This is a genomic window from Pseudomonas sp. 31 R 17 (assembly GCF_900004915.1).
GTDB classification, from domain to species: Bacteria; Pseudomonadota; Gammaproteobacteria; order Pseudomonadales; family Pseudomonadaceae; genus Aquipseudomonas; species Aquipseudomonas orientalis_A.
The window spans coordinates 61306-78596 of sequence record NZ_CVTN01000077.1 but is presented as its reverse complement, the minus strand read 5'-3'; the positions used below and the strand labels follow the sequence as shown (position 1 = coordinate 78596).

At 63.3% G+C, this 17291-nt stretch carries 16 protein-coding genes; 3 read left to right on the top strand and 13 right to left on the bottom strand.

Going from position 1 to position 17291, the window contains the following annotated elements; translation table 11 throughout:
- Nucleotides 1-235: 235 nt before the first annotated feature.
- From BFP89_RS20995 to BFP89_RS20950, 10 genes are all read right to left on the bottom strand, one after another.
- Entirely contained in the window at nucleotides 236-1213 is a 978-nt protein-coding gene (locus tag BFP89_RS20995; protein WP_065887374.1) for a 2-hydroxyacid dehydrogenase, read from the bottom strand.
- Complete coding sequence (locus BFP89_RS20990) at nucleotides 1213-2508, bottom strand: MFS transporter (protein ID WP_065887373.1); 1296 nt, start codon at nucleotides 2506-2508, stop codon at nucleotides 1213-1215. Before BFP89_RS20990 ends, BFP89_RS20995 begins: the two co-directional genes overlap by 1 nt.
- Before the next feature lie 45 nt (nucleotides 2509-2553).
- Complete coding sequence (locus tag BFP89_RS20985; RefSeq protein WP_065887372.1) at nucleotides 2554-3495, bottom strand: sugar kinase; 942 nt, start codon at nucleotides 3493-3495, stop codon at nucleotides 2554-2556.
- Entirely contained in the window at nucleotides 3488-4270 is a 783-nt protein-coding gene (locus tag BFP89_RS20980) for a sugar phosphate isomerase/epimerase family protein (RefSeq protein WP_065887371.1), read from the bottom strand. Before BFP89_RS20980 ends, BFP89_RS20985 begins: the two co-directional genes overlap by 8 nt.
- A complete protein-coding gene (locus BFP89_RS20975) occupies nucleotides 4270-5355 on the bottom strand; it encodes a LacI family DNA-binding transcriptional regulator (protein WP_305119638.1) in 1086 nt (361 codons plus the stop codon). Before BFP89_RS20975 ends, BFP89_RS20980 begins: the two co-directional genes overlap by 1 nt.
- A gap of 108 nt (nucleotides 5356-5463) precedes the next feature.
- A complete protein-coding gene (locus BFP89_RS20970; RefSeq protein ID WP_065887370.1) occupies nucleotides 5464-6051 on the bottom strand; it encodes a LysE family translocator in 588 nt (195 codons plus the stop codon).
- A 51-nt stretch (nucleotides 6052-6102) separates the two neighbouring features.
- Nucleotides 6103-6942, bottom strand: coding sequence for an AraC family transcriptional regulator (locus tag BFP89_RS20965; RefSeq protein ID WP_065887369.1), 840 nt, complete (start codon nucleotides 6940-6942; stop codon nucleotides 6103-6105).
- Nucleotides 6943-7014: 72 nt separating this feature from the next.
- The gene (locus tag BFP89_RS20960; protein WP_065887368.1) at nucleotides 7015-7656 is read right to left on the bottom strand and encodes a DUF1345 domain-containing protein; all 642 of its coding nucleotides are present in this window, start codon (nucleotides 7654-7656) and stop codon (nucleotides 7015-7017) included.
- 233 nt (nucleotides 7657-7889) lie between these two features.
- Nucleotides 7890-10988 (bottom strand): efflux RND transporter permease subunit, encoded by a 3099-nt coding sequence (locus BFP89_RS20955; protein ID WP_065887367.1) that lies wholly within the window; start codon nucleotides 10986-10988, stop codon nucleotides 7890-7892.
- 6 nt (nucleotides 10989-10994) lie between these two features.
- The gene (locus BFP89_RS20950) at nucleotides 10995-12137 is read right to left on the bottom strand and encodes an efflux RND transporter periplasmic adaptor subunit (RefSeq protein WP_065887366.1); all 1143 of its coding nucleotides are present in this window, start codon (nucleotides 12135-12137) and stop codon (nucleotides 10995-10997) included.
- Nucleotides 12138-12364: 227 nt separating this feature from the next.
- Between BFP89_RS20950 and BFP89_RS20945 the strand changes: the two genes are divergently transcribed.
- Both BFP89_RS20945 and BFP89_RS20940 read left to right on the top strand, forming a co-directional pair.
- Nucleotides 12365-13066 (top strand): response regulator transcription factor, encoded by a 702-nt coding sequence (locus BFP89_RS20945; RefSeq protein WP_065887365.1) that lies wholly within the window; start codon nucleotides 12365-12367, stop codon nucleotides 13064-13066.
- Between the two features lie 3 nt (nucleotides 13067-13069).
- Entirely contained in the window at nucleotides 13070-14371 is a 1302-nt protein-coding gene (locus BFP89_RS20940; protein WP_065887364.1) for an ATP-binding protein, read from the top strand.
- Here BFP89_RS20940 and BFP89_RS20935 read toward each other — a convergent pair whose 3' ends face one another.
- The 3 genes from BFP89_RS20935 to BFP89_RS20925 all read right to left on the bottom strand — a co-directional run bounded on the left by BFP89_RS20935 (nucleotide 14372) and on the right by BFP89_RS20925 (nucleotide 16182).
- Complete coding sequence (locus tag BFP89_RS20935) at nucleotides 14372-15046, bottom strand: anti-sigma factor (RefSeq protein WP_065887363.1); 675 nt, start codon at nucleotides 15044-15046, stop codon at nucleotides 14372-14374. It lies immediately after the preceding gene.
- Nucleotides 15043-15573: a sigma-70 family RNA polymerase sigma factor gene (locus BFP89_RS20930; protein ID WP_065887362.1), complete on the bottom strand. Its 531-nt coding sequence runs from the start codon at nucleotides 15571-15573 to the stop codon at nucleotides 15043-15045. Before BFP89_RS20930 ends, BFP89_RS20935 begins: the two co-directional genes overlap by 4 nt.
- Nucleotides 15574-15660: 87 nt before the next feature.
- On the bottom strand, nucleotides 15661-16182 hold the full coding sequence (locus tag BFP89_RS20925; protein WP_065887361.1) for a DUF3455 domain-containing protein: 522 nt from the start codon (nucleotides 16180-16182) through the stop codon (nucleotides 15661-15663).
- 193 nt (nucleotides 16183-16375) lie between these two features.
- Between BFP89_RS20925 and BFP89_RS20920 the strand changes: the two genes are divergently transcribed.
- Nucleotides 16376-17161 (top strand): sulfite exporter TauE/SafE family protein, encoded by a 786-nt coding sequence (locus BFP89_RS20920; protein WP_065887360.1) that lies wholly within the window; start codon nucleotides 16376-16378, stop codon nucleotides 17159-17161.
- Nucleotides 17162-17291: the final 130 nt, after the last annotated feature.

Below are 17291 nucleotides of genomic sequence, written 5' to 3'. Positions count from 1 at the left end.
TTCAAAAGTGAGCCGCTGTAAAAGCGGAACCCATAGCAGCCGTTACCGCAGAAACGGATATGTACTCAACCCAATCCAACATCCCGGCCAGCCCTAAGGCCGCTATCGGGGGCAAGCCCCCTCCCACATTTGGGCCGGGATCGACACAAAATCCTGGTCGGCCCAGAGGCCGCCATCGGGGACAAGTCGAATCGTCGCACCGCCCCTCCCACATTTGAACCCTGTTGTCAGGGCGCTATCGTTCCCAGGCGGCCGCGTTCACCAGATTCTGCGGCCGTTCGCCCGCCAACGCCTGCAACAGATTATCCACCGCACACCTGGCCATCGCTTCGCGCGTCTCATGGGTCGCCGAGCCGATGTGCGGCGTCGCCACCACGTTGTTCAAGCGCAACAGCGGGGACGCGTGATCGAGCGGTTCTTTCTCGAACACATCCAGGCCGGCGGCGCGAATGGTGCGCTGCTGCAAGGCCTCGACCAGCGCCGCTTCGTCGACCACCTTGCCCCGTGAAATGTTGATGAAGATCGTCTCCGGACCCATCAGCGCGAACTCCTCGGCGCCGATCAACTTCTCGGTCTCGGCGGTGAGCGGCAAGGTCAGGCAGACGAAATCGGCTTCCTTGAGCAAATCCCGCAGGCTGCGGTACTGCGCGCCAAAGCGGGCTTCTACCGCAGGCTTGGGCGAATGGCTGTGATAGATCACCGGCATGCCGAAGCCACAGTGCCCGCGCTGGGCCAGGGCTTCGCCGATGCGTCCCATGCCGATGATACCCAGGGTCTTGCCGTGCACGTCGCTGCCGAAATGCGACGGGCCGATGTTCTTGTTCCATTGGCCGGCGCGCACCAGGTCGGCCAGTTCCACCACGCGCCGGGCAGTCGCCAGGATCAGCGCAAAGCCGGTGTCGGCGGTGGTTTCGGTGAGCACGTCCGGCGTGTTGCTGAGCAGGATGCCGCGTTGGGTAAGGTAGTCGATATCGTAGTTATCGACGCCCACCGAGACACTCGCCACCGCCTCCAGTTTCGGCGCCAGGTCGAGCAGTCCGGCATCCAGGCGCAGGCTTGCGCCCAGCAGCCCGTGGGCGCCTGGCAGGGCGTCGCGCAAGCGGGCCAGGCCTGGCTCGTCCAGTGCGTCGATCAGCGTCACGTCGGCCTGCTCATGCAGGCGCGCCATCAGCGGCGCAGACAGCTTCTTGTATAAAACCACGGATTTTTTCATCAGGAATGGGCCTTCATGTCGAGGGTGGCCAAGGGCGTGCGTTCACGGTCACTGGCACCCGGCTTGAGGAAAATTGTCAGCACCACCGACAGCAGCAATGCACCGCTCATCAGCAGGTAGGAGGTACCGGGCGAGCCGGTGCTGCTATTGAGGTAACCCACCAGGTAGGAGCCGCCGAACGAGCCCAGCGCGCCCATGCTGTTGATCAGCGCCATGGCGCCACCGGCGACGTTGGCCGGGAGGATTTCCGGGACGATGGCGAAGAACGGACCATACGGCGCGTACATGCACGCGCCGGCAATCACCAGCAGCGTGTAGGACCACCAGAAGTGTTCCGCGCCGAGTGCATAGGAGGCATAAAACGCAATCGAGGCAATCAACAACGGCGGCCACACGAAGCGTTTACGCTTTTGCAGCTTGTCCGAGCCCCACGAGACCACCAGCATGCCGATCACGGCGGCAAGGTACGGCAGCGCCGACAGCCAGCCGGCCTCGACCATGTCCATTTTCAGGCCGGCCTTGAGGATCGATGGCAACCACAATACAAAGCCATACACGCCAATGCTCCAGCAGAAGAACTGCAGCGCGAGGATGATCACCTTCGGTGAGCGGAACGCTTCGGCATAGTTCTTCACCGCCTTGATACCTACCTGTTCGGCGGCCAGGGCGCTTTCCAGGCTTTGCTTTTCGCTGTCGCTCAGCCACTTGGCATCCTTGGGGCGCTCATCGGCCAGCTTCCACCAGATAAATGCCCACAGCACCGCCGGCAAGCCCTCGATGATAAACATCCAGCGCCAGCTGAAATGCTGCACCAGATAGCCCGAGACGACCGACATCCACAGCATGGTCACCGGGTTGCCGAGGATCAGAAAGGTGTTGGCCCGCGAGCGTTCGGCACGGGTGAACCAGTGACACAGGTACACCAGCATCGCCGGCATCACCGCGGCTTCGACCACCCCGAGCATGAAGCGAATCACAATCAGCATGTAGGCGTTGGACACCACGCCCGTCAGGGTGGCCAGGCCGCCCCACAGGATCAGGCTGACGAAAATCAGTTTCTTGACGCTGCGCTTCTGCGCGTAGATCGCCCCCGGCACCTGGAAGAAAAAGTAGCCGAGGAAAAACAGCGCGCCGAGCAGGGACGACATGCCCGGGGTGATCATCAGGTCTTCGGCCATCCCGGAGGCGGCGGCGAAGCCATAGTTGGCGCGGTCCAGGTAGGCCAGGCTGTAGGTGATAAACACGATGGGCATGATGTACCACCAACGGCGGGTGGCAAGTTTCGCGGTTTCCATAAGGTTGCTCCTGAGCTTGTTGTAGTTGTGGCAACAGGTAGTGGGTTATGCAACGGATCGGTGGGGTAGTTCGGCGCGGGTGGGCAGCCCTTCCATGTCGCCACGGCTCTGTACGGCGCGGCTGCCGATCCAGTTGCCGCGTTGTACCGCCTCGGGAAAACTCGCGTTTTCCAGCAGGGCACTGATCATGCCCACGGCAAAACCATCACCGGCGCCGACGGTGTCGACCACCGTGTCCACGCGCACAGCGGCGACAAAGCCCTGGTCCATCTGCGTACGGTAATAGGCGCCATCGGGGCCGAGCTTGATCGCCACGGCTTCGGCGCCTTTGTCGAGGTAGAACGCGGCGATATCCGCCGGGTCATCGAAGCCGGTGAGCAGACGGCCTTCGCCGAGGCCGGGCAATACCCAGTCCGCCAGGCCGGCCAGGGCGTTGATTTCACGGATCATCTGCGCCTGGCTGCGCCACAGGGACGGGCGCAGGTTCGGGTCGAATGACACGCTGCGCCCGGCCTTGCGCATCTGCGTCATCAGCTCCACCGACAATTGGCGGGTGGCCTCGGACAACGCCGGCGGAATTCCGGTGGCATGCAGATGACGCGCTTGCAACAGGGCCGGGTGGATGTCCGCAACCGACAAATGGCTGGCCGCCGAACCTTTGCGGAAATATTCCACTTGGGGATCGGCGCCGGACTCTTCGCGGGACTTGAGCTGAAAGCCGGTGGGGTGCAGCGGGTCGACGCTCACATGCCCGCAGTCCAGGCCTTCGCTGGCCAGGGTGTCGACGACGAAGCGCCCGAGGGAGTCATCACCCACCCGGCTCAGCCACGCCACATTGAAACCCAGGCGCGACAGGCCAATCGCGACATTGCTGTCGGCGCCCGCAATGCGTTTGTGAAACTGGCCGACCTGGGCCAGGTCACCGGTCTGCTCGGCGACGAACATCGCCATGGTCTCGCCAAACGACAGGATATCGATCTCAGACATGGGCATTCTCCACACGGGGTTGGCCAAGGCGGGCGAGGGTGGCGACCTGTTGTGCGGTGACCTCGACCAGGTCATCGCCCTGCAGCGGAAACTCCACCGCCCGGGTAATACCTTGAGTCATGTGCGTGAGCAGTTGTTCCCACAGATGCAAATCGGTGGCGCCGGGCGGCACGGCCACCAGCTTGCCGTCCGCGCGACGGGCGACGGCCTTGCAGTGCAGGTAGTCCACATGCCGGCCCAGCAGGCGCGCGGCGGTGAGGGCGGACTGGTCCTGCCACTGCCAGTTGCCGATGTCGAAGGTCATCTTTACAGGCAGGCCCAGGCGTTCGACCTCGGTGAAGAAGCGTTGCATCGGCTCGATCCGGCCGCCGTGCAGGGTCTGGTCGTTTTCCACCAGCAGCTTGACCGCGTGGCGATCGAGCAGGGCCTGCAGGCTCTCCAGGTCGTTGGTGTCGGTGAAGTAACCCAGGGAGACTTTCAGCCAGCCCGAGCCGAAGGCCTGGGCGCGGTCGAGGGTGGCGGCAAGGTCCGGATTGGGCTGGGCACGCCCGGCCACCCAGAGTTCCAGGGGCGAGGAAAACACCGAGTCCAGGCCTTGCTCGGCGGCGGCGCGGGCCAGCGTGTCGGGCTGTTCGGTGGTGAGCAGTTCTTCACGCCACTCGATGCGCCGGGCACCGGCGGCGCTCAACAGTGCGACAAAACTCAATTGGCCCTGCTGGCGCACGAGGTCGGCGCCGTAGCTGGAAAGGCTGATGGAGACGGGATATTCATGCATTATTGTTTACCTCTGAAACCGGTTTCATTTTTATCCGCAGAGCAAAATGTGGGAGGGGGCTTGCCCCCTCCCACAGGGAGTTGGGTGGAGCCTCGGATGATCAGTTGGGGCAGGAAATCGAGGGTACGGGTGGGGGCTGTGTCGCCACGCAGGCGCTTGAGCAGACAGTCAAACGCGGTGGCGCCAATCGCCTCGGTGGGCTGGGCCAGGGCGGTGATGCCGTTGCCCACCAGCGGATACCATTCCAGGTCATCCAGGGCGATCAGGCCGACATCATCGAACAGGTTGCAGCCCAGGTTTTTCAGCGCGCGGGTGCAGGCCAGCGCAGCAACACCGTTGGCGCAAAACAGCGCCTTGGGGCCGGGCTTGGCCAGAAAGGTTCGCAGGCGGCTTTCCAGCTCGCCATCCAGTTCGACCATGGCACCGGTCAACGCCGGGCGCCGGGCGATTTCGGCCTTGAAACTCTCCAGGCGCTCCAGGCGCGAGCTGGTGCCATCAGTGGCTTCGCTGACCAGCAGCAAGTCGCGATAACCCTGTTGCTCCAGGTGCTCCACCGCCATGCGCACCGCCGCCGGGTTGTCCAACCCCACCAGGTCGCTGTGCAGCGGCTCGACCTTGCGGTCCACCAGCACCAGGGGCATTTCCCGTTGCAGTTCCAGCAGTTGGTCGAGGTGATGGCCGAGGGTGTTCACGATCAGCCCTTCGATGTTGTACGAGCGCAGTGCCGCCAGGTGCTGGCGTTCCTGCTCGTCATCGCGGTCGGTGTTGCACACCACCAGGCTGTAACCGTGCTGGCGGCAGGCGGTTTCGACACCGTGCATCACCGCGATGGAATAGGGATTGCGGATATCGGCCACCAGCATGCCGATCAGGCGTGTGCGCCCGCGCTTGAGGCCACGGGCCATCTGGTTGGGGCGGTAGCCGAGTTCAGCGATGGCCTGCTCGATACGCAGGGCGATGGCGTCGGAGAGCAGGGCGCGGTCGTCGCCGATAAAACGCGACACGCTGGCTTTGGACACCCCGGCGCGTTCAGCGACATCAAGCATGGTCACGCGGCTGCGCCGGGCGGCAGAAAAGTTGTTCACGGTGATCGACCTTCTATTTTTATTGGAATCACTGAAACCGGTTTCAGGAAACCATCAAATGAGGAAAGTCGTCAAGTTGTTGTAGGACAAAGCCCGATAGCCGGCCTATCACACCACCACACTCAGCCAGGTCGCGACCAGCAGCAACAGGGCCATGCCCCGGTTGAAGCGTTGCATCGCCCCGGCTGAACGAAACACCCGCGACGATCCGACGCCCAGCAGCGCCCAAGCGCCAAGGCAGGGCAGGGATATCAGGAAAAAAATCAGGGACAGGGCCACTACCTGACCCTGGCGCGCCTCACCGTTGCCGGCAAATACGCTCACCACTGCCAGTGCCATCATCCAGGTCTTGGGGTTGATCAATTGCAGCGCGGCGGCGCCAATCAGGCCGAGGGGCTTTTCGACGCCATGCACCTCGATGGCTCGGGCAGGCGCGCTGAAGATTTGCCAGGCCAGGCAGGTCAGCCAGGCCACACCGATCCATTGCATCGCGGCCTGCACCCCGGGCACTTGCACCAGCGACTGGCCGAACCCGGTCCCCACCAGCAACACCAGGCCGGCAGCCCCGGCGCACGCGCCGAAAATGATCGGCACAGCGGCTTTGAGGCCATAGCGTGCGCTGTTGCTCAGCACCAGGATATTGGTGGGGCCGGGGGTGATAGACGCCACAAAGGCGAACAAGATAAACGCGAACATGACAGCAACTCCAAAAACACTCGATGGCGTCCATGTTCACAAGCCTGTGCATTAGCTGTCTGGAAGATTTGAGCAGCGCTTGCGGTACGCGGCGGGCGTGAGGCCGTAGGCGCGCACGAACCAGCGGCCCAGGTGGCTCTGGTCGGCAAAACCCAGGGCAATCGCCACATCCGCCGGTTGCTCGCCCCTGGCCAGCAAATGCCGGGCGCGGGCCAGGTGCAATTGCACCAGGTAGGCGTGAGGCGGCAGGCCGAAGGCGCTCTTGAAGGCGCGACTGAGGCGGAAGCGGTCGACCCCGCAGGCCAGGGCCAGTTGGTCCATGCCGACGTCGGCGTGCAGGTGGGCATGCAGGTAGTCCCGGGCCTTGTACGCCACCTGCGGCAAGCGCGGGTCCTCGTGGTAGCGGGTGCGCCAGTGGAGTTGGCCGGTGAGGCGCTCCAGCAGCTGGTCCATGGCGCGTTGCCGCACAATGCGCAACTCCCCACTGTGCAGGGTCTGGAACGCCTGGCTGGTGGCCAGGGCCAGGCGCGGATCGCTGGTCAGGGTGCTGGCAAAACTCAACTGGCTGTGTGGCGGCGCCTCTTCGAACACCGCGCTCACTTCGCGCGCCAACCAGTGCGGGTCAAGGTAGAGCATGTGATAGGTGAAGCCGTCCGGGGTGGGTGCGTCGCCGTCGTGCAACTCGCCGGGTTCTAACAAAAACACCTGGCCGGGTACGCTGTTATGGCGCGTGCGGCGGCAGTTGAATTGCTGCACGCCTTGCTCGGTGACGCCGATCAGGTAGCTGTCGTGCCAGTGCGGATCATAGGCGTGGCCCTCAAAATGCGCGCGCAGGGTCTCGATGCCGGTGTCGGCGTCCTGGGACAGGTCGATCCAATTGTGCGCGGCCATAGAACACCGAGAATGAGTCAGTACCGTCATTAACGTCGCAGGGCGGCCTGACGTCTAGAAGGTTTGTGCAGCTCAGCCAAACAGGCCGGCGGCGATATTGATCGAGAACCCCAGGATCGCGGTATTGAACACAAAGCCGATCAACGATTGCCCCAGCACGACCTTGCGCAGGCCACGGGTGGCGACGCCCACATCCGAGGTCTGTACCGCCACGCCGATGGTGAAGGAGAAATACAGAAAATCCCAATAGTTGGGCGTGAGCAAGCCTTCGGCAAAGCGCAGGGCCGGTTCCTTGCCGCTCCAGGTGTAATAGAGCCTGGCGTAGTGCACGCTGAAGATCACCCCGATCAGCAGCCACGAACCGATCACCGTCAAGCCGGTGAAGCCGTAGTGCAACAGACGCTCGCTGGGGGCCAGGTCTTTGCTGCCCACCAATTCGAAGGCAATGGTTGCCAGGCTGGCGATGGCGGCGATGCACACCATGAACAGCACCAGCCCGGCGTTTTCGTCTTCGATTTCGGCGATGCGCTTGACGTCCTCGGCCTTGGCGCGAATGGTCAGCCACAGCATCAGTACCAGGTAGGTCCAGACGCCGGCGTTCCAGCCGATCAGGATTTTGCTGGCCAACGCCTCGGCCGGCACCAGAAGGCCCACGGCAAGGCCCAGCACGGCGGCGGATGAAAGGCGAGGGTGGGTGCGGGCGAGGAAGGGCATGGCGGCTCATACTGGGTAGTTTTGAGCACCATAGCTTATTCGGTTGTACTTGATCATGAACTTGATCGATAACCCTGTGGGAGGGGGGCTTGCCCGTATGCCAGTCAGTTATCGCAGATCCCTGTGGGAGGGGGCTTGCCCCCGATGACGGTGGATCAGTCACAAACACACTGACTGACACACCGTCATCGGGGGCAAGCCCCCTCCCACATTTTCTACCGCGCTTGGCTGGACTAAGTGGTTTTGTGGCGCCTGCGCACCAGCTTCATCACCACCACAAAAAACACCGGCACAAACACCACCGCCAGCGTCGCCGTAATCATCCCGCCAATCACCCCCGTACCAATCGCCTGCTGGCTCGCCGAGCTGGCCCCGGTGGCAATCGCCAGCGGCACCACGCCGAGGATGAACGCCAGCGAGGTCATGATGATCGGGCGCAGGCGCAGGCGCGCGGCTTTCAAGGTGGCGTCGATCAAGTCTTCGCCCTGGTCATACAGGTCCTTGGCGAACTCGATGATCAAAATCGCGTTCTTCGCCGACAGCCCGATGATGGTGATCAGGCCGACCTTGAAGAACACATCGTTGGGCATGCCGCGCAAGCTCACCGCCAGTACCGCCCCGAGTACGCCCAGCGGCACCACCAGCAATACCGAGGTCGGGATCGACCAGCTCTCGTACAAGGCCGCCAGGCACAGGAACACGATCAGCAGCGACAGGCCCAACAGTATCGGCGCCTGGGAACCGGACAGGCGTTCCTGCAAGGACAACCCGGTCCATTCCTGGCCCAAACCTGCGGGCAACTGGCTGACCAGGCGCTGGATTTCGTCCATCGCCTCGCCGGTGCTGTGCCCTGGCGCCGCTTCGCCGCTGATGGCGATGGCGGGGTAGCCGTTGTAGCGCGTCAGCTGCGTCGGGCCCTGGGTCCACTTGGCTGCGACAAACGCCGACAGCGGCACCATTTTCCCGGCGTTGTTGCGCACGTTGATCTTCATCAGGTCCGCCACCTGGCTGCGCTGGTCGCCTTCGGCCTGCACCACCACGCGCTGCATGCGCCCCTGGTTGGGGAAGTCGTTGATATAGGCCGAACCGATGGCCGACGACAATACATTGCCGACGTCGGCAAATGGCACGCCCAGCGCATTGGCCTGCTTGCGGTCCACTTCCAGCTGTATCTGCGGCGCTTCGGCCAGGGCGCTTTCGCGCACGTTGGCCAGGATCGGGCTTTTCGCGGCAGCGTTGAGCAACGTGGTGCGCGCGGCCATCAACCCCGCGTGGCCGACGCCGCCACGGTCCTGCAGGCGGAACTCGAAGCCGCTGGAGGTACCAAGGCCGTCCACCGGGGGTGGCAGGACCGCGAAGGCAATCGCATCCTTGAGCTCGCTGAAGGCCATGTTGGCGCGGTCGGCAATCGACGAAGCCGAATCATCGCCGCCGCGCTCGGACCAGTCCTTGAGCGTGGTAAACGCCAGCGCCGCGTTCTGCCCGGAGCCGGAAAAACTGAAGCCCATGATCATGGTGGTATCGCCCACCCCCGGTTCCGTGGCGTTGTGCGCCTCGATCTGCTCGGCCACCTGCACCGTGCGGTTCTTGCTCGCGCCCGGCGGCAACTGGATATCGGTGATGGTGTAGCCCTGGTCTTCCACCGGCAGGAACGAGGAGGGCAGGCGACTGAACAGCAGCCCCAGGCCCACCAGCAGCACCAGGTAGATCAGCAGGTAGCGGCCGCTGCGCTTGAGGGCGTACGCCACCCAGCCTTCATAGCGATTGGTGAGTTGGTCAAAGCGCTTGTTGAACCAGCCGAAGAAACCGCCCTTGGCATGGTGCTCGCCCTGGGCAATCGGCTTGAGCAAGGTGGCGCACAGGGCCGGGGTCAAGGTCAGGGCCAGGAAGGCCGAGAACAGGATCGAGGTGGCCATCGACAGCGAAAACTGCTGGTAGATCACCCCCACGGAGCCTGGCATGAACGCCATCGGCAGGAATACCGCCACCAGCACCAGGGTGATACCGATGATGGCGCCGGTGATCTGGCCCATGGCCTTTTTCGTCGCCTCCTTGGGCGACAGGCCCTCGGTCGCCATGATCCGCTCGACGTTCTCCACCACCACAATCGCATCGTCCACCAGGATGCCGATCGCCAGCACCATGCCGAACATGGTCAGCACGTTGATCGAAAAGCCCAGCAACAGCATGGTAGCGAAGGTGCCCATCAGCGCAATCGGCACTACCAGCGTGGGGATCAGGGTGTAGCGCACGTTCTGCAGGAACAGGAACATCACCGCGAACACCAGCGCCATCGCCTCGAGCAAGGTGTAGACCACCTTGGTAATCGAGACCTTCACGAACGGCGAGGTGTCGTACGGAATCTTGTATTCCACATTGGCCGGGAAAAAGCGCGACAGCTCGTCCATCTTCGCCCGCACCAGGTTCGCGGTGTTCAGCGCGTTGGCGCCGGGCGACAGCTGCACGCTGACGGCGGTGGACGGCTTGCCGTTCAGGCGCGTGGAGAACTGGTATTCCTGGCTGCCGACTTCCACCCGCGCCACGTCGCCGATGCGCACGGTAGAGCCGTCAGGGTTGGCCTTGAGGACGATGTCGGCGAACTCCGCCGGCGTCGACAGTTGGCCCTTGACCAGAATGGCGGCGGTGATTTCCTGGGTGTTTGTCGCGGGCAGATCACCGATGCTGCCGGCGGAGACCTGAGCGTTCTGCGCGCTGATCGCGGCATTCACGTCGGCCGGGGTGAGGTTGAAGCCGATCAGCTTCTGCGGGTCGATCCAGATGCGCATGGCGCGCTCGGCGCCATACAGCTGGGCCTTGCCCACCCCGTTCAGGCGCTTGAGTTCGTTCATCACGTTGCGCGCCAGGTAATCGCTGAGCGCCACGTCGTCGAGCTTGCCGTCCTCGGATGTCAGCGTTACCAGCAGCAGGAAGCCGGCCGAGACTTTTTCCACCTTCAAGCCTTGTTGCGTCACGGCTTGCGGCAAGCGCGACTCCACCGCCTTGAGACGGTTTTGCACATCCACCTGGGCCATCTCCGGGTTGGTGCCCGGTTGGAACGTGGCGGTAATGGTCGCCGAGCCCAGGCTGCTCTGGGACTCGAAATACAGCAGGTGATCGGCGCCGTTAAGCTCCTGCTCGATCAGGCTGACCACGCTTTGATCCAGGGTCTGGGCCGAAGCGCCAGGGTACACCGCGTAGATTTCCACCTTCGGCGGCGCGACGTTGGGGTATTGGGCCACCGGCAATTGCGGGATCGCGAGGACGCCGGCCAGCAAAATGAACAAGGCCACCACCCAGGCGAAGATCGGGCGGTCGATAAAGAACTGCGGCATGGCGGGTTATTCCTTCACGAGCGGGCTGTCGTCCACTTCAACTTTTTCACCGGGGCGTGCATGTTGCAGGCCCTCGACGACAATGCGGTCACCGGGCTTGAGGCCGCTGCTGACGATCCAGCGATCCTCGATCACCGCGCCCAACTCCACCGGCTGCTGGCGCACGGTTTGCTCGCCGTCCAGCAACAGCACCATGGGGATGCCGGCGCTGTCGCGGGTGACGGCGCGTTGCGGCACGCTCAGGCCTTGTTTGTCGACCGCCTGTTCCAGGCGCACCCGCACAAAGCTGCCGGGCAGCAGGTCGAGGTCCGGGTTGGGGAACTCGCTGCGCAGGATGATCTGCCCGGTGCCTGGGTCGACGCTGATTTCGGCGAACAGCAGCTTGCCCGGCAATGGGTACAGGCTGCCGTCGTCCTGGATCAGGGTGGCCTTGGCCTGGTCCTGGCCGACCTGCTTCAAGCTGCCGGCACGGAAGGCACGGCGCAGGTCATTGAGCTCGCGGGTGGACTGCGTCAGGTCGGCGTGGATCGGGTCCAACTGCTGGATGACCGCCAGCGGCGTGGCTTCGTTCTGGCCGACCAGCGCGCCTTCGGTCACCAGGGCACGGCCGATGCGCCCGGAGATCGGCGCGGTCACGGTGGCGTAACCCAGGTTCAGCCTGGCGCGCTCGACGGCAGCCTTTTGCGCGGCAACCTCTGCGCTGGTCTGGCGCAGGGCGGCGCGGGCGTTGTCGTAGTCCTGGCCGCTGATGGCGTTGCCTTCCACCAACTGGCTGTAGCGCTGCTCCTGCAGGCGTGCCTGGAATGCATTGGCCTCGGCCTTGCTCAGGTTGGCCTGGGCGCTGTCGAGGTCGGCCTTGAAGGGCGCCGGGTCGATGCGGAACAGCACGTCGCCCTGTTTCACGTCATGGCCTTCATTGAATACGCGCTGCATCACCACCCCGGCAACCCGGGCGCGCACTTGCGCAATGCGCGGCGCGGCGATGCGCCCGCTCAATTCGCTGGTGATGGACAGGGGCTTGGCCTGCAGCGTCTCGACACGCACTTTGGCCAGCGGCATTTGTGGCGCTTCGTCTGCTGACTGACCACACGCGCTCAGCGCCAGTGTGAGGGCCAGCAGGCAAAACGGCGCAAATAGATTCTTTGACATGCTCTTATCCCAATATTGACTGGCGCATCCTAAAGTCACCTGCGCCGTGGTGCTGTGAAGCTGTGTAGGTCGTGTGTGAAGAAATGTAAGGGTCGGGGCGCGGGGCGCTGAGGGCGTATATCCTTGCACAACCTTGCTTGCAATGAAGATCAAATGTGGGAGGGGCTTGCCACCTTGCCACATGGATTTGTGTACGACACCTCACTGTATTTTCTGGAAACACCTTCATGCCCAACATCCTCCTGGTGGAAGACGACGCCGCACTCTCCGAGTTGATTGCCAGCTACCTGGAGCGCAATGGCTACCATGTCAGCGTGCTCAGCCGTGGCGACCTGGTCCGTGAGCAGGCGCGGCTGAACCCGCCGGACCTGGTGATCCTCGACCTGATGCTGCCCGGCCTCGACGGCCTGCAGGTCTGCCGTCTGCTGCGCGCGGACTCGGCGGGCCTGCCGATCCTGATGCTCACGGCCCGTGACGACAGCCACGATCAGGTCCTTGGCCTGGAAATGGGCGCCGACGATTATGTGACCAAACCCTGTGAGCCTCGCGTGCTGCTCGCCCGTGTGCGCACCCTGCTGCGCCGCAGCAGCCTGTCGGAGCCCCAGGTGGCCAGCGACCGCATCATCATGGGCAACCTGTGCATCGACCTGTCCGAGCGCAGCGTCACCTGGCGCGAGCAGGCGGTGGAGTTGTCCAGCGGCGAGTACAACCTGCTGGTGGTACTGGCGCGGCATGCCGGTGAAGTGCTCAGTCGCGACCAGATCCTGCAGCGTCTGCGCGGTATCGAGTTCAATGGCACCGACCGCTCGGTGGACGTGGCCATCTCCAAGCTGCGCCGCAAGTTCGACGACCACGCCGGTGAAGCACGCAAGATCAAGACGGTGTGGGGCAAGGGCTACCTGTTCAGCCGTTCCGAGTGGGAATGCTGAGCCATGTTTCGTGTCCTGCTGCGCCTCTACCTGATCACTATCGTCACCTACAGCGCGGCGATTTTCCTGATCCCCAAGCTGGTGATCCAGCTGTTTGAACACCGCTACCTGAACTACAACGTCGAACAGTCCCGTGGCCAGCAAACGCTTATCGTCAAGCAATACCTGCGCGCGCCGGTGGAACGCTGGTCGCAGGTCACCGAGCAACTGAGCCGCGACTTCGCGCCATTGAAGGTGCAATTGCTGCTGCGCCAGGACGCGCGTTACACGCCCGCCGAGGAGCGGTTACTGGAGCAGGGCAAACCGGTGGTCCGCCTGGGTGAGTGGGGCTGGATGGAGGAAGTCAGCTCGCCGATCAACGAGCAATTCGCGGTCAAACTGATCATCCCGCCGGACCCGCTGGACATGAACCTGCTGTACTGGTCGATGAACGTGCTGGTCGGCGCCGCGCTGCTGGCCTGCTTGCTGGTGTGGTTGCGCCCCCATTGGCGCGACCTGGAGCGTCTCAAAAGCACCGCCGCGCAGTTGGGCAAGGGCAACCTGGCCGAACGCACGCAGATCCCGCCGAGTTCCAGCATCGGCAGCCTGGCGGCAGTGTTCGACGCCATGGCCAATGACATTGAACATCTGTTGAACCAGCAGCGCGACCTGCTTAACGCGGTGTCTCATGAGCTGCGCACACCGCTGACGCGCCTGGATTTCGGCCTGGCCCTGGCGCTATCGGAAGATTTGCCGGCGGCCAGCCGGGAACGCTTGCAGGGCCTGGTGGCGCATATTCGTGAGCTGGATGAGCTGGTGCTGGAGTTGCTGTCCTACAGCCGCCTGCAAAACCCGGCGCAGTTGCCGGAACGCGTGGAGGTGGTGCTGGATGAGTTCATCGACAGCGTATTGGGCAGTGTCGACGATGAGCTGGAAAACCCCGAGATCGTCATCGAGGTCGCGCTCGACTGCGCCGTGGAGGGCTTCAGCCTCGATCCGCGTCTCACAGCCCGCGCGCTGCAGAACCTGTTGCGCAATGCCACGCGTTACTGCGACAAGCGCATCCAGGTCGGCGTCAAGGTCTGCCCCAAAGGCTGTGAAATTCGCGTGGATGATGACGGTATCGGCATTCCGCCGGACCAGCGCGAACGCATCTTCGAGCCGTTCTATCGCCTGGACCGCAGCCGCGACCGCGCCACCGGGGGCTTTGGCCTGGGCCTGGCCATCAGCCGGCGGGCCCTGGAAGCCCAGGGCGGCACCTTGACCGCCGAGGCTTCACCGTTGGGCGGGGCGCGGTTTCGCGTGTGGTTGCCTACTGTCGATTGATCAAAGCACCTTGACCGCGCGGCCGATGGCCTGGATCGGCCCGGTCGGTTTACCGGTGGGAGAGCCGCTCGGGTCTTCCAGCGTCAGCTCGAACAATTGATTCGGCGCCAGCGGTGGCAGCTTGTCCAGTGGCACCGACAACGTCTGGCCCGGCTTGACCAGCCCCAGGGACACCGGCCCCTGCCAGCCATCGGCCTTGGTCCAGAATTGCAGGACCTTGTCGGCCGGCACCTGCATCACGCCCAGTGGAATCAACTGGATCTGCCGGTTATCGCTGGCCTGGATCACCCAACCGGGTGCCTGACTTTGCGGCGCCACCAGCACCACCAAAAAGCTGGGTTCGGCAATGGGCGGCCGTATCAGCAGCAACGTGCCCAGTACTACGGTTGCCATCAACCCCGCAGCGGCCAGGCCACGCCAGAATGCCAGCAAGTTCCACCACGCCATGTGGTTGTGCGGGGCTGCGAGGTGGCGTTCGATGCGCCGCCACACTTGTGCCGAAGGGCGCACCGGTTGCGCCAGCGCCGTGAGGGGCAACAGGCGTTGCTCCCAGGCATCCACTGCCGCACGCAGTGCCGCATCGTGCTTGAGACGTTGCCGGACTTCGCTGCGCTGTTCGGCGGGCAGGGTGCCCAGCACGTATTCACTGGCCAGTTCATCAAGTGTGTCGTTCATGCCATGCACTCCCGCAAGGCGGCAAGGCTGCGTTTGATCCAGGCTTTGACGGTGCCCAATGGCGTACTCAGTTTCTGCGCGATTTCGTTGTGGGAGTAACCGTCCACGTAGGCATGCAGGATGCAACTGCGGCGGGCCGGCTCGAGGCGTTCCAGGCAGTGGTGGATTTGCCCGGAGCGCGCGGCGAATTCAAAGGTATCGGCAGGTTCGGCAAGTGGCTCGTCCTGATCATCCAGGGGCACCACGCGCCCGGTATTGCGCACACTGTCCAGGGCCAGGTGCCGAGTCACGCTGAACACCCAGCCGCGTGCAGAGCCTCGATCGGGATCGAAACTGCGCGCGCCGTGCCAGATTTTGATAAAGGCGTCGTGCACGATGTCTTCAGCCTGAGCCTTGTTTCGGGTAATGCGCAGCGCCACGCCGAGCAAGCGGCTGCTGTCATGCTCGTAGAGCTGATGCAGGGCGCGTTGATCGCCACGGGCGCAGGCCAACAGGCACATTTCGTAATCAAAGATGATTTCAGCCAAGCCAACATTTCCTGCCACTGAGTGAACGACCGTCCTCTGCAGGCGCGAGCGTGCTCGCTCCTGCATGGCCAGCGTAGCCGAGTTTGTTCAGTTGGCTGCCCAGAAAATGTAATCGGCCTGGTACTTGACGCGTTCCTGCTGGCCCTTGTTCGCGACGGTGCATGGCGTACCCGGTGCCACGCCGCCCTTGAGCGCAACCCGCTGCACATAGGTCACGCCGGTCATGGCGCCCTTGCCCTCGGCCGGATTGGCCTTGACCAACTGATAGGGCAGGTTGCCCGGACTCGACGGTGCCACGGCCAGTTGAGTGCCGGTGATCGTTGAGCCGTCCTGGGCCTGCCAGGTGGCGGGCGGGCCGAAATAACTGCCCACTGCCTTGCCATTACGGTCGTTGAGCACCGCCTTGGGGCCGACGAAGGTCCATTCGGTCTGGCCCGGCGCGTTGGCCTTGTCGCGGCATTCGTAGGTAATTTCGCCGACACCGGTGGTTTCCATCGTCACCTTATGGCCATCCGGCACCTTGATGCCGTCGGGCACGCCGGCCTGCGCAAAGGCGGCAGGTGCGACGATGAGCAAACTGGTCAAGCAAAGCAGTGCTTTAACGTGCATGGTGTTTCTCCATTGGGTAGGACAGCAGGGTTACATTGACTGCTACTCGGGAGGCATGCCGATTGGATGCAGCGGTGTGCAAAAAAAGTTGGGTTTTTAAAAAAAGCATAAAGTCAGATCATATTGATATAAGTGGTTATAAGAAAAATCGCTATCCTGCCGCCAGAAATTTATAAGGCCGCAGGTAGCTTTGATGGATGTGGGTAATGTGGGGTTCGTGGTTGCCGGCCTGATCGTAGGGTTTATCGTAGGCATGACGGGCGTCGGTGGGGGCTCGTTGATGACGCCGATTCTGTTGTGGTTCGGCATCAATCCGGCCACCGCCGTGGGCACTGACCTGTTGTATGCCGCCATCACCAAGTCCGGTGGGGTGCTGGTGCACAGCAAGAACAGGAACATCGACTGGACCATTACCGGCTGGCTCACCCTGGGCAGCGTGCCGGCAGTGTTGCTGACCCTGTGGTTCCTCGCCAGCCTGCACACCGACCCCAGCGCGATGAATGCGGTGATCAAGCAGGCGCTGGGCGTGGTGTTGTTGCTGACGGCCCTGGCGATTCTGTTCAAGCAACGTTTGCTGGCGTTCGCCCAGCGCCATGCCGGTGACGACTACGCCATGCGCCCGCGCAATCTGAATGCGCTGACGGTGGTGACGGGCGCGGTGCTCGGCACGATGGTGGCGCTGACGTCCATCGGCGCCGGCGCGCTGGGGACCGTGGCGCTGTTTATTCTGTATCCGTTTCTCGCTACGCGCCGCCTGGTGGGTACCGAGATCGCCCATGCGGTGCCGCTGACTCTGGTGGCGGGGCTGGGCCATGCGAGCATGGGCAATATGGATTGGCATCTGTTGGGGTTTCTGCTGATGGGCTCGCTGCCGGGGATTTATCTGGGCAGTCATATGACGGGCAGGATTCCGGATGGTGTGCTGCGTCCGTGTCTGGCGGTGATGTTGATGGCGGTGGGTTACAAACTGGCGTTCTAGGGTGGGCGGGGGGCCCAATGTGGGGCTTTGTCGGCCTCAAATGTGGGAGGGGGCTTGCCCCCGATGGCGGCCTCTGGGCCGACCAGGATGCTGGATTGGACCGAGTACATATCCGTTTCTGCGGTAACGG